This window comes from Flavobacterium sp. MMLR14_040, from assembly GCF_033657265.1.
GTDB lineage: Bacteria > Bacteroidota > Bacteroidia > Flavobacteriales > Flavobacteriaceae > Flavobacterium.
This window is the reverse complement of record NZ_JAWVWO010000009.1, coordinates 83,375-101,480: the sequence shown is the minus strand read 5'-3', so window position 1 is coordinate 101,480 and position 18,106 is coordinate 83,375. Positions and strand designations below refer to the sequence as shown.

The 18,106-nt window shown below is 33.9% G+C and carries 9 protein-coding genes; 1 reads left to right on the top strand and 8 read right to left on the bottom strand.

Going from position 1 to position 18,106, the window contains the following annotated elements; translation table 11 throughout:
• Positions 1 to 42: 42 nt before the first annotated feature.
• The 5 genes from SD960_RS13560 to SD960_RS13540 all read right to left on the bottom strand — a co-directional run bounded on the left by SD960_RS13560 (position 43) and on the right by SD960_RS13540 (position 10,960).
• Positions 43 to 1,716, bottom strand: a complete 1,674-nt coding sequence (locus tag SD960_RS13560; protein WP_318803911.1) for a family 16 glycosylhydrolase — start codon at positions 1,714 to 1,716, stop codon at positions 43 to 45.
• An 11-nt stretch (positions 1,717 to 1,727) separates the two neighbouring features.
• Positions 1,728 to 3,347: a hypothetical protein gene (locus SD960_RS13555; protein ID WP_318803909.1), complete on the bottom strand. Its 1,620-nt coding sequence runs from the start codon at positions 3,345 to 3,347 to the stop codon at positions 1,728 to 1,730.
• Between the two features lie 12 nt (positions 3,348 to 3,359).
• Positions 3,360 to 4,841: a RagB/SusD family nutrient uptake outer membrane protein gene (locus SD960_RS13550; protein WP_318803907.1), complete on the bottom strand. Its 1,482-nt coding sequence runs from the start codon at positions 4,839 to 4,841 to the stop codon at positions 3,360 to 3,362.
• An 11-nt stretch (positions 4,842 to 4,852) separates the two neighbouring features.
• Positions 4,853 to 7,918 (bottom strand): TonB-dependent receptor, encoded by a 3,066-nt coding sequence (locus SD960_RS13545; RefSeq protein WP_318803906.1) that lies wholly within the window; start codon positions 7,916 to 7,918, stop codon positions 4,853 to 4,855.
• Positions 7,919 to 8,158: 240 nt separating this feature from the next.
• The gene (locus SD960_RS13540; RefSeq protein ID WP_318803905.1) at positions 8,159 to 10,960 is read right to left on the bottom strand and encodes a triple tyrosine motif-containing protein; all 2,802 of its coding nucleotides are present in this window, start codon (positions 10,958 to 10,960) and stop codon (positions 8,159 to 8,161) included.
• A 438-nt stretch (positions 10,961 to 11,398) separates the two neighbouring features.
• Between SD960_RS13540 and uvrA the strand changes: the two genes are divergently transcribed.
• Complete coding sequence (uvrA, locus tag SD960_RS13535; RefSeq protein WP_318803903.1) at positions 11,399 to 14,194, top strand: excinuclease ABC subunit UvrA; 2,796 nt, start codon at positions 11,399 to 11,401, stop codon at positions 14,192 to 14,194.
• Between the two features lie 140 nt (positions 14,195 to 14,334).
• Here uvrA and SD960_RS13530 read toward each other — a convergent pair whose 3' ends face one another.
• From SD960_RS13530 to SD960_RS13520, 3 genes are all read right to left on the bottom strand, one after another.
• Positions 14,335 to 14,634 carry a hypothetical protein gene (locus SD960_RS13530; protein ID WP_318803900.1) on the bottom strand — a complete coding sequence of 100 codons (300 nt, stop codon included), beginning with the start codon at positions 14,632 to 14,634 and terminating at the stop codon, positions 14,335 to 14,337.
• A 239-nt stretch (positions 14,635 to 14,873) separates the two neighbouring features.
• The gene (locus tag SD960_RS13525; protein WP_318803899.1) at positions 14,874 to 16,520 is read right to left on the bottom strand and encodes a mechanosensitive ion channel family protein; all 1,647 of its coding nucleotides are present in this window, start codon (positions 16,518 to 16,520) and stop codon (positions 14,874 to 14,876) included.
• A gap of 94 nt (positions 16,521 to 16,614) precedes the next feature.
• Positions 16,615 to 18,084, bottom strand: coding sequence for a lipopolysaccharide biosynthesis protein (locus tag SD960_RS13520; RefSeq protein ID WP_318803897.1), 1,470 nt, complete (start codon positions 18,082 to 18,084; stop codon positions 16,615 to 16,617).
• Positions 18,085 to 18,106 lie beyond the last annotated feature (22 nt).

Sequence of the window (18,106 nt, the reverse complement as noted above, 5' to 3'; positions counted from 1 at the left end):
CCTGAACTGACCTTCTTATACTTTCTACTAATTAATTATATTCTATTGAAATACTTTTACGTAATCTATCTCCATTGTCGATTGTGTGAAGGCAGGATCAATAGTGCCTCCAAGATTTCCTCCCATTGCAACATTTAATATTAAGAAGAAATCGCTATTAAACGGAAGTGTGGCATCATTGGCAACTTTGTGAATTTGTACATCATCGACATAAGTTGTTACCGATGCGGGGCTCCAAATTGCTTTATATACATGAAATTCTGTAGAAACATTAGGAATTGTTTTCGATCCTGTGTTTCCGCCTCCTCCAGAATGTCCCGGATAATGAAGTGTACTTAAAATAACATTTTGATTGTTTCCTACGTGTTCCATAATATCAATCTCTCCGCAAGCAGGCCATGGTTTGGTTAAGAAATTAGATCCAAGCATCCAGATCGCAGGCCATGTTCCTTTTCCGATTGGCAGTTTGGCACGAATTTCAATTTTCCCGTAAGTAAACTTAAATTTACTATCCGATTTTAGTCTTGTCGAAGAATAATCTACACCTCCGGAAGCTTCTTTTTTAGCTGTAATTTTTAAGCTTCCACCTTCAACAATAACATTTGATGCTGAAGTTGTATAGTTTTGTTTTTCATTATTTCCCCAGCCATCATTATTAGGTCCTCTTCCTAAATCGTAATTCCATTTTGTTGCATCCGGAGCTCCGTCAACATTAAATTCATCTGACCAAACCAGGTTTGTATAATCAACAACAGGGTCAGTAACCTTAACTGGTTTTGTAGTGGTAAAAATATGGTACCATGCTAATGAAGCATCACCGCCCATTACAGCTCTAACTACCATTCTGTTGGCAGTAATTGATAGAATTTCGTACGAATTCTGACCAATATAATACCCCATAAATCCGTTATCAGAGAAGTTCATCATCGTGCCACGTGTTTGTGTAGCATGATCTTTATTTTTTGTCACAACAGATTCTGATGGACTTAACGAAACTGTTTTTATTCCGCCGACATCATAAGTTAAACAAGAATCACTTGGTCCACTTCCTCCTGCTACGCTTGCAAATACAGCATTAAAAAATGTTGCTCCTCCATTATTTAATTGGTATTTTAATTGGTCACCATCAAGAGAGAAAGTCAATTCATTGTCATACAAACAGCTACTTGTCGGTGAACCTGCTTTTTCAAAAGCTCCGGCCTGATAGTGATTTGGATAATAATTTTTAGTCTCATCACCATCATTTTGACCTACGCCTAAATGTCCTGGTTCTGAAGCTGACCAATACCATTTTTTAGAAGTTCCGCCTGTTAAAAACTGAACGGCTTCGTCATCACTAAAGTTACTTAAAACCGTAACATCAAGCGTAGTATTTGATGCTACCCCTCCTCTCCCTGTAGCAATAAGCGTTACAGTGTAAGTGTTTACCCCTGTTTTTGTAAAACGTTTGGTAAACTTGCCGTTTGGAGAATTTTCTGAAGTTCCGTCGCTAAATACATATTTATATGAAATTGCATTATCTGCAGTAGCAGTTAATTTTATCATTCCTGAACCGTCTCCATCTGGAGCATCGGCTGTTTTTCCAACAATTTCTGCAGTTACCTGAAGATTTGTTGGTGTATCTATAGATCCAAATGTGAAATCATCTTTCTGACAAGCCGCCATAAGGAGAATCGTAAATAAGGATATTATCTTTATGATTATTTTTTTGTTCATGATTTCTTCTTTTAATTGGATTGTTTGATGTCATCAAAGTAAAAAGTTTCTCCTGCCCCTGTTTTTCCAAAATCCGGAAATAAAATTACTCTGTCGTATTTAATGCTTGTGCTAAAATCTGGTGCCGTTGTAAGATCAAAGGTCAATTCCTGCCATGCATTTGCTACTGTCGTTTTTACTTTTACTTCTATAAATACAGTTGGATTACCATTTCCATCTTTTGGAGAGGTCGAAAGTTCCATTTTGTATAAGATATCAGTACCTACTTTAGGCGACCAGACATTTATTTTTACAGTTGTCCCCTTTGTATAATCAAGCGTATTTTCTAAATTCAGGCTTGCTCCTCCCCAGGTTTCTGCTCCTGATTTTTTGTCTAATTTTAAAACTTTATCAGAAACATTAATTCCCGTTTTATTAGGATTAGCAATAACTGACGCATCAACATTTCCAAATCCGCCCCAAGTATAGGTTAAAGTTGAAGATTCAAAATCGAGTGGTAATTTAATTGCCTCAGTCGGTTCTTTATAGAAATAAAAATTGTCGATGTACACCGTATGGCTTCCGCTAGGATTTCCTGAAAGAATTAACTGTGCAATATGGGCGCGGGTTGTTAATCCTGTAAAATCGCTTAAAGGAATATCTAAACTTACCCATTTACCCTGCTCTGGAGCTGTAACTTTAATTTCATGTTCTACATTATCGCCTCCTGTTTCATAAACGCCATTGGCTCCAAAATCGACTAATTTGATTCTGAATTCTGTAAAATCCAAAGACCAGACATCAATATGAAGATAGGTCATTGCCGAAGCATCTATTGTAGCTGTTGGCTCTGCACCCACAAAATTTAAATTTGAATATTTTTTTACTGCATTTTCTGCAATACTAATATCATCTAATACCGCATCAGACCATGAAGTTCTCCAAGTGCCCATTGGTACATTTGTGTAAGCATCGCTAAACAATGAAATAACATTTGCCGCAGATTTGGTTGGTGTTGGTGCCGCAGAAGTTGGAGCCAAAATTAAAATGGCTTCAAATTGCTCGGTATGTTCTGTTGTTTTAATAGCAGCACTTTTTGAAACCACACGAATCGTGTAAACTCCCGGGTTTTGATAGGTGTATGAAACAGCTTCTCCATTGTTTGCCGAAATTGGATCTGGTTTTCCTGTTTCTCCAAAATAAACATCATAAAACAAAGCAAAATCTGCTGTTGCCTTAACTGTTACTTTTTTAGAAACCGTTAAATCATTTGTTATTTCAACTATTAAATTTTCTGGCGCTTTAAACGAAACTACTACTTCTTTTTCTACTTCTGTAGTTTTTCCGTTAAGTCCCATTGCTGTAATTTTAGACTTATAAATGCCTTCTTTATATACGTGTGCCACTGTTGATCCGGCTCCAATATAATCAGAATCTGCGCTTCCGTCTCCAAAACTAATTTTGTATTGTGTTACACCTTCGCCTTTTGGCACAAAGGTAACTTTACCTGTATTGTCCTGCGTAACTGTGGTCAAAGCCGATACATTTGTAGGAGCTTCTAAACCATCCAAATCAATATCGCTGTTATCGCTTGAGCAGCTAAAAAATACTGCCAAAACGAAAAGACTTATAATAGAATGTATTTTTTTCATAATTGATGTTTTTTAATATCCAGGATTTTGTTCCCAATTTCCATTTGCAAACTGAATTTCTTCAATTGGAAGCGGAAATAACTCGTTTTTGTTAGCTGTAAAACCAGGAATAGTTCCAGCTGCTTTTCCGGTTCTTACCAAGTCGAAAAAACGATGTCCTTCTCCAAAAAGTTCTACTCTTCTTTCTGCTAAAATAAAATCAGTTAGCGCTGCTCCGGAAGCTGCTATATCATGATTATTATCTCCAAAAGCACGTCTTCTAACCTGATTAAGGTATTCTCTGGCTTTTGCATCATCAATTTCACCCCTGTTATAAGCTTCTGCAGCCATTAATAAAACATCTGCATAACGAATTGCTCTGTAGTTGTTTGGGTTTGTTAGATTCAAATCTCCGGCAGCGTTATCACTTCTTTTTCTTGGCAAATATTTTCTATTGAAGAATCCTGTATCTTCATTTCCTTTTCCGTAAGTTACTCCGCTATTAGTTCCAGCCCAGGCCGCAATATCTAAAATAGCAACCGCTTTACGTTTATCTCCTGTTTCAAAAGCATCTGATGATTCCTGAGTAGGAAGGTTAAAACTAAATCCTGAAGAGAAAACTGGTCCTGAATAATTTCTGATTCCACTAAAACCTACCGCAACGTTTCCTTCACTACATTGCAAACAACCAAAGCCTGCTCCTTCAACATCTGTATACTGTACTTCAAAAACAGATTCGGGTCCGTTTTCTCCATCTAATTCAAACATTTTATTGTAATCTGTTTCTAAAGAATAAGGTGATGTATTTATTAAGGCTTGCAAAGTGCTTGCTGCCTGAGAAAATTTGCCCTGAAATAAATATGCTTTTCCTAATAATGCCTGAGCAGCCCCTTTTGTCACTCTGCCTTTTTGAGCTGCAATTGGAGATAAATTTGCCGACGCAAAAACCAAATCAGCCTCAATAGAAGCATACACTTCTTCAACTGATGCACGCGGAATTGTTTTTTCATCTCCAATTTTAAACCTTACATCGCCTTTCATCGGTATACCACCAAACCATTTTACTAATTCAAATTGGTAATACGCTCTTAAAAAACGAGTTTCGGCTATAAGCTGTGTTTTTCCTGTAAAATCTGTTTTGTTTTGAAATTCAAGTATATAATTGGCTCTTTGAACTCCGGCAAACATCCAGTTCCAGACATCTCTTAAGTTACTGTTTACTTCAGTATGAATCATATCGTCTACTTGCTGAAAACCAATTACATCAGTAGGACTTTCTCCTCCTGCCAATGTGTTATCTGAAGCAATTTCTCCCAATAAAACATTTACATATGTTGATTGCAGCAAATCATAAGTGGCAATTAATGCCTGATCGTAATCTTCTTTAGAATTAAAATAATTCTCAGAGTCGATTGAATATTCAGGTTTAGGATTCACAAATTCATCTGAACAAGAAGTTGTTACAGTTAGAATTAATGTTATCGTTACCAGAGTGATAAATAAATATTTTTTCATTTTAATTGAAATTAAAAATTAATGTTTAAGCCCAATAAATAAGTTCTTGGAACAGGATAAAATCCGTAATCGATTCCGGCACCAATTGGCGATTGAGAAACTCCGTCTCGATTTGTAGGTCCAAAAGAAGCACCAGGATCAAACCCTTTGTATTTAGTAAATGTGTATAGATTATTTACTCCGGCATAAAGTCTTAGCTTTGTAATTCCTGCTTTTTGAGTCACTTTTGGATCAAGTGTATATCCTAATTGTACATTTTGAATTCTAAGATAAGATGCATCTTCAACAAAATAATCTGATAATACATTGTTTGCTGTAGCTCCTGTAGTTACTTTTGGTACAGAATTGCTTGTTCCTTCACCTGTCCATCTGTCTAAAACATAATCAAGACGATTGGCATCTGAAAGTGTTCTTTCGTAGTTACGAACCATATCGTTTCCTACTGATGCAAATGTATATACCGCAAAATCAATGTTTTTATAATTTAACTGAATATTGAAACCCATTGTAGCATCTGCAATTGGATCGCCAATATTTGTTCTGTCTTTGGTATCAATTACTCCGTCACCATTTATATCTACGTAACGAATATCACCTGGCGAAGCATTTGCTCCTAAAGCCAATTGCGACGGGTGAGCCTCAACTTCTGCCTGATTCTGAAAAATTCCATCGGTTTTATATCCATAAAAATATCCAATTGGTTTGCCCGCTTCCATGCGTGCTGCTGCTGGCTGCCCAACCCCAAAAGAGCCTTGTTCTATAAAACCGGTTCCGTTATTTACTTCGATAACTTCATTTTTAAGAAAGGTTACATTATAACCTAATGTCATTGAAAATGAATCTGAAAATTTCTCTTTGTAATCTATAGCAAATTCAAATCCTGAATTTCTCACAGTACCTGCATTCATTGTTGGAGCACTTGCTCCCGGAGCACCAACTCCTATAATTCCCGAAACCGGAATATTTGGTATTAATAAATCTTTTCTGGTATCGATAAAATAATCGGCAACCACAGAAACTTTATCATTAAATAATCTTAAATCTAAACCAACATCGAATTTTTTGGCTTCTTCCCATTTTAGATCCGGATTTGGTATTTGTCCTGTTGCAGCACCATTTACTAATAAACCATCAAATACATACGTTGCTTCACCATTTAAAATACTTAAATACCCGTTATTCGGAATTTGATCATTTCCTAAAGTTCCATAACTAACTCTGAATTTTAAGAAATTAAACGTTTGTGATTCTCCAAAAAAACCTTCGTCTGAAGCAACCCATCCTGCTGTAAAAGAAGGAAAATACCCAACCTTGTTTCCCGGACCAAATTTTGTTGAGGAATCTCGTCTGATCATTGCTGAAAAAAGATACTTTCCTTTATAATCATATTGTGCTCTTCCAAAATAAGAAATTCTTCTTTGATCGTAAACGTAACCACCCGTATTTAAAGCAGTTGGTAAACCTTTAGTTAACGAAAGATCTGCAAAGTCCCATGAATTATTTGGCACATCGTAACCTGTTGCAACGGCAGAATTTCCCCATTGTTTGTAGATTGTATTACCTAATGTTGCTGTAATATTATGGTTCTCTGCTATTTTAGTATTATAAGTTCCATAAATATCAAATGAATAGTCATTGTCGTTTACAGTTCTTTGCGTTACAGAACTTCTCTGAACATCAAAAACTTTTCCTCCATAACTTATTTGTGGATCAAATGTTTTGCTTTCACTATTTGCGGTATTAAATCCGATGGAGCTTGATAACACAAATCCTTTGAAAATTTTATAATCTAATCCAAAATTTCCGTTTAGTTTTTTATAATTGTAATCGTTGTACGTGTTTTCAATTTGTGCCAGCGGATTAATAATTTCTGTTCCAAATCCTGTTGTACTTGGCACTAATGTAAAATTGCCATTTGCATCGTATGGACTTAATGTAGCCGGCACGTTTAAAGCATTAAATAATACAGATCCTAATCCGTTTTCGTTAATTGTTTTTCTATTAAAATAAGTATAGATTACATTCGTTTTTAGTTTGAATTTATCACTCAAATCTGCTCCCAATGCTATTCTGGCAGTATTTCTCAGGTAACCTGATTTGTCGCCGCCAACAAGCCCTTCCTGATCAAGGTGCGAACCACTAATAGAATAGGTGATTTTATCAGAACCGCCGGAAATTGTCAAATCGCTGTTTAACAACGGAACGCCTTTTCCTAAAACTTCTTTTTGCCAGTCTGTTCCTTTCCCTAAGCCATTTACATTTGGATATGGCAGTGCTCTTCCGCCATTGGCATAACTTTCATTTAATAATAAAGCGTATTCTGTAGCATCCAAAATTGACAATTTTCTCGAAGCTTCCTGAAATCCTGTATAGCTATTAAAAGAGATTCTTGTTTTTGAGTTTTTCTTCCCCATTTTGGTTGTAACCAAAATAATCCCGTTTGCACCAATCGTTCCATAAATGGCTGCTTGTGCATCTTTTAAAACGGTTATGGTTTCAATATCGTTCGGGTTTAAAACATTCAGGTCTCCAACATAGCCGTCAATAATAGTCGTTGGTCCGTTTTGTCCGTTTGTAGCAATACCACGAATACGAACATCTATAGGAGCGCCGGGAGCTCCGGATTGTGTTGTAACGTTTACACCCGAAATTGTTCCTTGTAACGCCTGCTCAATTCTTGCCGGTTTCAGGATATCAAGCGTTTTACTATCCAAAACAGAAACTGCTCCTGTTAGTTCTCTTTTCTTTTGACTACCATAACCAATGACAACGACTTCGTCTAATGATCTGGTATCGTCGCTCATTTTAACAGTAACTTTTGGTCCTGAAACCACAATTTCCTGTGTTCGGTAACCAATATAACTTAAAAGAAGTGTGGTGCCGTTTGAAACACCGCTCAGTTTAAAAGATCCGTCGAAGTCTGTTGTTGTGCTTTGAGACGAAGTTTTAACTTTTACATTTACGCCCGGCAATGATAAACCTGAGCCATCCAGTACAGTTCCGGTTACATCAAAAGTTTGCGAGAACGCAAGAGATGTAAACAGTAACAATACCATCAATAATAATTTTGGTTTCATAATTAGTTAGTTTTTTATTGAAGCTAAAATATCCTATCCTTTTAAGAATACGATAAAACTAACCACAACAAAAAACATACACCACAAAAAAAAATGCTTTAATTTAATATATGATAAAAAATAGCTCGCTTTACCTAGAAAATCATAATGTTAATTTCTTTAACAAATAAGTGTAATAAACACAAGAAAACGTTAATGTTGTGGTGATGTATAGGTCTTTTAGAAGCAATTTCTGACTTCCTATACAGCGAGGATATATTCGACCAAACCGATTTCATGCTGTAAATCCATTTTTTTACGCAAACGATATCTTTTAATTTCAACGCTTCGAACAGAAATATTAAACAATGGCGCAATTTCTTTGGATGAAAGGTTCAGTCGAAGATAGGCGCAAAGTCGCAAATCATTCGGAGTAAGTAATGGATGGAGCTGTTTGATTCTCTTTAGGAAATCCTTATCGGCATTGTCAAAAGCTTCTTTAAAAATCTTCCAGGAATCTTCTTCGGTAATATTATCATTGATAGTTCGTATAACAGATTTGATATTTTTATTATCATCCTGCGAAGTCTTTTTCAAATCTTCTTTTATAAAAGCCAAAAGTTCGTTTTTGCTATTTAAACTCATTGTTGAAACCGCCAATTCTCTGTTTTTATTATCAACATCCTGAGATAATTGCTCGTTTCTCAGTTTCATTAATTGCTGTTCGTTTTCAAGTTCCTTAATCTCAAGCAAAAGATTGTTTTCTTCAATTAATTTCTCTTTTTGCTTTTGATAAAAATTGCGATACGCCTTATTGATAAAATAGCCAATTACAACTAACAATAATAAATAAATAAAACACGCCAAATTGGTTAAATACCAAGGCTTTAAAACCACAAAAGTATAAGTTGCCGTGTTTTGCAAAAGTGTATTGGCGTATTTCGCCCGAACTTTGAACGTATATTTCCCCGGAGATAAATTTTTAAAATTAACCGAAGATTTCGTGCTCCATTCGCTCCAGTCATTCTGGAAACCTTCTAATAAATACTGATATTCTGAGTTGATGTATTTATTGTATTCCGGAACGGTGTAATTTAAAGTAATGTTATTTTCATTTGATTTAAAACTTCCTTCATCATTTAAAACAACATTTTTTAAAATCTGGTTTTGTTTATTAATAAAAATGCCGGAAATAGAAACAGCGTAGTTTTTAAAACTCAAATCATCAATATTAAGCGTATAATAACCATCTGTAGTTCCGATTAAATAAGTTGATTTTGAAATTTGCGTAATATTCTCAAAACCCAGCATCGAATTGGTTAAAGAAGACGGAATCGGGATTACATTCTGTTTTAACTGATTACTCAATTTGCTTGCAGAAAAATAATGAATGTAATTTTTAGAAAACAACCAGATTTTATTCGATTGATCTACAATTAATTTACCCGAAGTATATTCATCTTTTTCAAAAATAGAACTCAGTAATTTATCTTTTTCGAATTGTTTTGTTGTTGGATTTAATTTGAAAATTCCTTCTTTGTATGCGTAATATATCGCATTATTAAATTTTGTTAAACTGGCATTTTTTCCTTTTTTTGGAGAAGAATAAGTATGGAATTCTTTAATTTTTAAAAATGAATGATCCAGTTTAAATCTAAAAATCCCTTTGTATTCATGGCTTACATAAACATCAAGATTTGGCAGGATTTCAAAATAACGCGAAGAATAATTAAAACCTTCAATTTTATTCCTGAATTTCCACTGATTATTGACTTTCTCTAAAACCGAAATTCCGTAATAATTTCCCTGAAGTAAAATGTTTTTATTATTCGGCGAAAGCTCAAACTTCCATGTTCCTGAACCTTTAAAAATATTTTTTGCCGATATATTTTCTATGATAAAAGTTCCCGAATCATGTCCGCAAAAAAGCGTATTATCATAAGCAAACAAAGACCAAACTTGCCCTTTTGTTCCGTTTATAAACTGAAAATTATCTTTGCTGTGGTATTTTTTACAAAACAATCCCTGATTCGTTCCCACATACAACATTCCATTGTGCGAGATTGAGGCATAAACCGTTCCTAAAACTCCTGTATCATCGGTAAAACTATGCACCGGCGTTTGCAGATTGATGCAATTAATTCCGTTATCAAGACCCACCCAAACATTCTGATCTTTATCTTCAAACAAAGACAAAGCGGTATTGTTGCTCAGTCCTTTGCTTTGCGAAATATGATAATTTAATTTTCCTGTATTTGATAAAATAAAAATTCCGTTGGAAACCGTTCCTAAAGCATAACTTCCGTCCTGAAGCCGCTGGCTGCTGTACACAAAACTTGCTTTTATCTGCGTATCAACTTCTGTTGCAAAAGGAGTTAAAGCAGTTCCTGTAAGTTTATAAAATCCGTCTAATTGCGTCTGAATCAACAAACCATCATCAATAGTAAAAACATTGACAATTGTGTATTTTTTAAGAAGTGGATTGTCAGAAATCAATTTCCCCTTTCCTCCTTCTATTTCAAAAAGACCTTCGTTTATGGTTTGATAATAAATTGAATTTTTGGTGCTAAATGATTTTATAACACCATTTTTAGGTGAAATAATTTTAAAGCTTTTGGTTTTTGTATCATAGATATAAATTCGGTTCAAAGACTGAAATAAAATCCATTGATCGTATTTTAAAATGTTCCAAAACTGTTCGTCATCCAGGATCTTATTCCTGATTGTATCGCTTAGCGAGGTATATTTTAATTTTCCGTTTGCCTGTCTTGTCCAGTAACCAAAATTCATGTAACAACCTGTATAAATCTTATTATCAATTACTTTTACAGATCGCATTATGGTTTCGTTTGGCGTTGGATATAACTCCCAATTGGTTCCATTATATTCTAAAAGTCCATCGTTATTGGCAAAATACATTAAATTTTGTTCATCCTGCGAAATCATCCAGCTTTGATTTCCGGCACCGTAAACAGTTGAAGGATATTTTACAATTGGCGGTAATTCCTGAGAAAACAGGACGAAACCCATTAAAAAACAAAGGATAAAAAATTTAGTTTTCAAAATTTGGTCAGAATATTAAAATAGTATTAAAGCAGTTCTAAAATAGGGTATTTTATTATTGAAAATACAAATTTTTATTAAATAAGATTTAGCATATTTAATTTGGTTCTCTCCTATTCGAACATAGCCCGTTCAACCATGGGATAAGAATTGTAATAATATATTGCGTCGAATTTCGAATATAGCCCGCGGTTTCAACCGCGGGGATACGGTTTGTGATAATTATATTGCGTCCCAACGGTTGAAACCGTTGGCAATGTTTACTACATCGAATTTTGAACATAACCCGCGGTTTCAACCTTGGGAAACGAATTGGAATTTCAATCTGTATCAAGTGTTAGCGTCTTTTACATCAAAGCAATTAGTTAAAATTTGTAACAATCTCATTAACAAAACTCAATTCAAAATTGATTACTTTTGTAAAAATTGACTTTTTTTATGCAGATTGATCTTTCGACACTAGACCCAAAACATAATATCATCATTAAGGGAGCACAGGTACATAATTTAAAAAATGTAGATGTTGCTATTCCCCGAAACAAACTTGTAGTCATTACAGGGCTTTCAGGCTCAGGAAAATCGAGTCTGGCTTTTGATACTTTATACGCCGAAGGACAGCGTCGTTATGTGGAGAGTTTATCATCATATGCGCGGCAGTTTTTGGGCCGATTAGACAAACCAAAAGTAGAATATATCAAAGGGATTGCTCCGGCAATTGCCATTGAGCAAAAAGTAAATACAACAAACGCCCGTTCTACAGTTGGAACTTCAACTGAAATCTATGATTATATCAAACTCCTATTCGCCAGAATTGGTCGTACTTATTCGCCAATTTCAGGTCAGGAAGTCAAAAAAAATACCGTTACCGATGTTGTTACAGATGTAAAAGGCTTTGAATTAGACAGTAAATGGCTGTTGCTTTCTCCTATTCATCTTGAAGAAGGACGCCAACTTGAGGACAAACTTAAAGTACTTTTACAACAAGGTTTTGCCCGTATTCTGGTTGATAACGAAATGGTTCGTCTGGACGAGTTTACACCAACAGAACTTCATAAATTAGACAACAAAGATATTTTATTGATCATTGACAGAATTGTTGTTAAGGATGAAGAAGAATTCTACAATCGTCTTGCAGATGCCGTGCAAACCGCTTTTTTTGAAGGAAAAGGAATTTGTTATCTTCAGGAATTAGGTACAGATAAAAGATTCTCCTATTCTAATAATTTTGAATTGGACGGAATTACATTTCTGGAACCAAACGTGCATTTATTCAGCTTTAATAATCCGTATGGCGCGTGTCCGGTTTGCGAAGGCTACGGAAATATTATTGGTATTGATGCTGATTTAGTTGTTCCAAATACCTCTTTATCAGTTTTTGAAAGTGCTATTTATCCTTGGCGAGGCGATAGTATGAGCTGGTATAAAGACGAATTGGTAAAACATGCCTATAAATTTGATTTCCCAATTCATAAACCGTATTTTGAACTTACAGACGAGCAAAAAGACGTTATCTGGACAGGAAACAAATATTTTCAGGGATTAAACGGGTTCTTTAAAGAATTGGAAGAAAAAAATTATAAAATTCAGAATCGTGTGATGTTGTCTCGCTATCGCGGAAAAACAAAATGTCACGCTTGTCGCGGAAAACGTTTACGCGAAGAAGCTTCGTATGTAAAAATTGGCGGAAAAACCGTTTCTGATTTAGTTGATTTACCAATTAAACATTTGGTTACATTTTTCAAAAATCTTGAACTGAATGTTTACGAACAGCAAATCGCAAAACGTTTGATGCTTGAGATAAACAATCGTTTATCATTTCTAACAGAAGTTGGTTTAGATTATTTAACCTTAAACAGAAACTCTGCGACACTTTCGGGAGGTGAATCGCAACGTATAAATCTGGCAACTTCATTAGGAAGCAGTTTGGTTGGTTCGATGTATATTCTCGACGAACCTAGTATTGGTTTACACCCAAAAGACTCTGAACGATTGATTAAAGTTTTGCTTTCACTTCGTGATTTAGGCAATACAGTAATTGTCGTTGAGCATGACGAGGATATTATGAAAGCTGCCGACATGATCATAGATATTGGTCCCGAAGCAGGAACTTTTGGAGGAAATCTTGTTGCTCAGGGAACTTATGATGAAATTTTAAAATCAGAATCTTTAACTGCTAAATATTTAAATGGAGATTTGGAGATTTCAGTTCCGAAGAAAAGAAGAAAATTCAAAAATCATATTGACATTATTGGCGCGCGCGAAAACAATTTAAAGAATATTAATGTAACCTTTCCTTTGGATGTTTTAACGGTAATTACCGGAGTTTCAGGAAGCGGAAAAAGTACCTTAATTAAGAAAATTTTGTTTCCGGCAATGCAGAAAAAACTGGAAAGTGCTGCTGAAAAAGCAGGTCAGTTTAGCGATATAACAGGTTCTTTTTCACAAATAAAACATATTGAATATGTTGATCAAAATCCAATTGGAAGAAGTTCAAGATCGAATCCTGTAACTTACATTAAAGCTTATGATGACATTCGTGATTTGTATGCCAAAGAAAAACTATCAAAAATAAGAGGCTATCAGGCTAAACATTTCTCTTTTAACGTAGATGGAGGCCGATGCGAAACTTGTAAAGGAGAAGGCTCTATAAACGTCGAAATGGTATTTATGGCCGATGTTTCATTGCCATGTGAAACTTGCGGAGGAAAACGTTTCAAAAAAGAAATTCTGGAAATTAATTTTGACGAAAAAAACATCAACGATATTCTGACTATGACTATTGATGATGCTATTGCTTTTTTTGAAAAAAATAAACAAACCAAAATCACTCAAAAATTACAGCCGCTTCAGGATGTTGGTTTGGGATATGTGCAATTAGGACAATCTTCTTCTACCCTTTCCGGTGGTGAAGCACAACGTATTAAGCTGGCTTCATTTCTGGTAAAAGGAGCTACAAAAGACAAAGCTTTATTTGTTTTTGATGAACCAACAACGGGTTTACATTTTCATGACATCAAAAAGCTAATGGCTTCGTTTGATGCTCTAATTGAAAAAGGACATTCTATAATTGTAATTGAACACAATCTTGACCTGATAAAATGCGCCGACTGGATTCTTGATTTAGGTCCCGAAGGTGGAGAAAATGGTGGTTATTTATTAGCATCCGGAACTCCTGAAGATATTGTAAAAGTAAAAGAATCTGTAACGGGAAAATATTTGAAAGATAAACTTTAAAAAGGTGCTAAGATCCTGAGTTGCTATCCCGAGGCTTCGGGACTAAGTTTTAAAAATATCCTGAAATAAAAAATTCCAAATTCCAATACACTCTAATCAGTATTTGGGATTTGGAATTTATTTTTTGAAATTTAATTTCTTTAAGCAACCAAACATCTTTCTTCAAATGGCAAACCATCCTCGTCAATAGCAACCAATATTTTTTTCTGTTTCGATGCTTCCAAAGTAAGATAAAGCCATGCAAATGACCATAATCCTAAGGTCAGACAAAAAATGTTAAAATTCAGACCATGATTAACAACCTTTCCTCCTTTAGAAAGAACGGCAAAAAGCAATTTGTCATTTCTTTCTTCAAGCGTAAATCCATTATGAACTTTATTTGATATCATATTAGAAAATACCTGTAAGCTCTGTTCCTGACTAAGGTGACTTTTTTTCATAATTATCAAATTAAAATTAATTCAAGTATTACTACAATTATTTATGTGTTGGTGGAAACTATCAGTAATGCTCTCTTGATAAAAACATTACAACTTTACTTTTATTACATTTTATAAAATATTTTTTATTTAATGAATCAAAGTAATGATAAATTCTTATATAAAATTAATTTTTATAATAGTAATAACAAAACAAACCACTGTTAAAATTTTAAGATTTAAAACTGTGGTCCAATACTTTAACCTTTATTTTTAATACTAAAAGATGGCGCTTCGTAATCTTTACCCAAATAGTTCTCGGGAATAGTTGTTGTATTTCCATCTCTCAAAGCATTATAATGTGGAGACATAATCTCAATACCCGCGGCATTAAAGGAATCCTGAATGTTTTGATGCAGGGAAGAATAGATTCTGGGCTGCTTTGTAGGTTCTTTTGTATAGACATTTATTTGATAAGAAACATAAAAATCATCCAAACTGGTTTGCAGTACAAAAGGCTCCGGTATTTTCTCTGTCATATCTGTTTTTAATGCAGCCTCGATTAATGCTTTATGAATAGCTGCCCACGGAACATCATAACCAATTGTAACAGTTGTATGGATTAAAAGACCATTAGTAGTCTGCTTTGTATTTGCAGAAAAATTGGTTGAAGTACTTGATAAAACAGTCGCATTTGGTATTGTTATGTCTTCAAATTTTGGTGTTCTTATTCGGGTTACCAATGCTGTTTTTTCAATTACTTCTCCGCTTACATCACCAATTTTAATAAAGTCGCCAATTTTAAACGGACGCATATAAGTAATTACCAATCCCGCAACCATATTGGCAATCGCGTTTGATGATCCTAATGAAAATAAAACCCCAACAAAGACAGAAACACCTTTAAAAATTGGAGAATCAGATCCTGGCAAATACGGAAAAATAATAACGAGCATAAAAGCATACATTAATAACCGAATAATATTGAATGTTGGCATTGCCCAATCATTATAAAAACCATCTATTTTTATGTTTTCCTTTTTTATCTCATCAAAAAAGAACTTAATGACTTTTATAGAATATCTAAAAATGATAATGATAACTATTATTGTTACCAAGCTTGGCAGGAAACCAACAAATCCCATTACGGCTAATTTTGCGGGAGCTAAAATCCAACGCAATAAAGTTGTGGTATAAGCTTCTGTAGCAGGAAAAAGACTAAATAGTACAGGCAGCGAAAAATAAACTATTAAAATCAAGGTAAAGATCTTAACAAAGCCAAACAGCCGCATCAACAAAAATTGCTGCTTATGCGGCGAAAGAATATTAATATTGTTATAATTAAAGCCTTTAAAATACCTGTCACTATTTTTTAAAAGATAAAGTTTTATACGATTGAAAATCTTTCCAACCAAAAACAAAACGACTCCAATAATTAAAACCAATAATGCTGTATATCCCAATCGTTTAGGTAATTGCGAATAGTTTTCATTTTGATAAATAACTGCTTTTTTGATTGAATTTAAATTTCGTTTTGCAATATAAGCAGTAGTCTGATTTTCGACTTTTGCATCAATATCCAAAATAGACATGATAATAAAATCGCCTTTGTACGTGATATCCTGAGAAATATCCGAAGGAGCAACTACAAGAGAATCTGATTCAAAAAAAGAATCGTGATAAAGTTTTCTGATTTTTTCTGTAATAGCATTTGCCCTGTTCTCTGCAGAAAAAGAACCAACTTTATTATAAACATAAAAAAGTGTGTCCTTAAAAGGAGAAACCGGATACCCTTTTAATGCAACAGTTTTCTGCGCCGTTTTTATGGTATCATTTTGGGCAATAGCGAACGAAGAAAATAAAACAACAAACAATACTATTAGAAAACAAAGTAATTTATTTTTCATATTACGCTATAAATAAGTTAGTTATCTTTCTAACAAATATAAAACAAAATAGAATTGAATTTAGATTACTTTCTGTTTTCTCAATAAAATCGTACTAAATTTTAAAACCTACTTTTCGTAAAAGACCATCAATTACTTTGTTGATATCTGGAGAAATATCAAATTTATAGTTTAAATAAACATACAGAATAGTTACTATAATTGATTTTAATGCTATACTGATTAATTGATAAAACGGAAATTCCCAAAAGTAAAACATTAAAAATAATGCAAAAGTTAACAGCATTGAATAAATCGTTTCTTTAGAAAAAGGATATAAATCAAGCTTTTTCACCACAAAAAGCAGCTTTGCCAAACTGTATAATGTAATCGATAATAAAGTTGCAAATGCAGAGCCTTTAATGCCAAAAATTGGAATAAAAATCATGTTTAAGACTATTGTTAAAAACACTAAAAGCAGTCCTAAATACAACACCATTCTGTAATATTTCGTATTAAAAATAATAGCGTTATTGTTTCCTAATATCAAATCGAAATATTTAGATAAACCAATCATAAATACAACTGAGATTCCTCCGCTGTATTCTTTTGGAACTAATTCATACAACTGATTAATATTTACAAAAATGCATAACATTACAAAACCACCTACCATTTGTAAATTTATCGATGTCTTTTTATATAGGTCATTCAATTCATCATGTTTGTTGTCGTGCATTAATTTTGCCGTAATTGGGTATACAATTTGATGCATCGCGCGACTTGGAACCGAAATTACCAAAGCGATGTAAGTTGCTACCGAATAATAGGCTATATTCTCAATTTTCATGTATTGATTCAGCATCAATTTATCGCCATCTAAAAGCAAATTGGCGACACTACCTGAAAGAATAATGAAGAAAGTGTACTCCATAACATCTTTTACATTCTGAGGAATATTAATCTGAAACTTAGGTTTTTTAATGTAAAATGCATAAAACATGGTTATTAAAAACGCAATAAAATATATCGCTGCCGTTACATAAACAAACTGTACTAATGTTATCCAGTCAAAATATAAACCTACCAAAGCTACTGTCGAGAATAATCTTAAACCTACTTCTTTGATAAAATTTCCAAAAACAGAGTGCATATGAACCCTTGCCCAAGCATAAAAAATCTCAAAATAAGCCATGCAAATCCCTATAAACGGAATTAAATACATAAACTCTTTTACAACAGGATTTTCCTTAGAAACAAAAGCGGTAATATCATCAAAGAAAAAGATTCCGATAATCCCTAAAGGAATACACATCAAAACGGGAAACAAAGCGGTAAAGGACAGAAACTGCTCTCTTTCCTCTTCTGTTTTATACTGTGAATAAAATTTCACCAGCGTATTTTGCATTCCGATGGCAAATAAAGGCATAATAACATTTGCTGCCGAAAGAATATAGTTGGTTAAAGCATAATAAGTTGCACCTAAAAAAACAGGATATAAATAAAGTGTATTAATGGCCCCGATACCGAAACCTATATAAGTAATTATAGTATTTTTGAAAGACTGATTTAAAACAATACCCATTTTTGGATTTCTGAATTTAGAT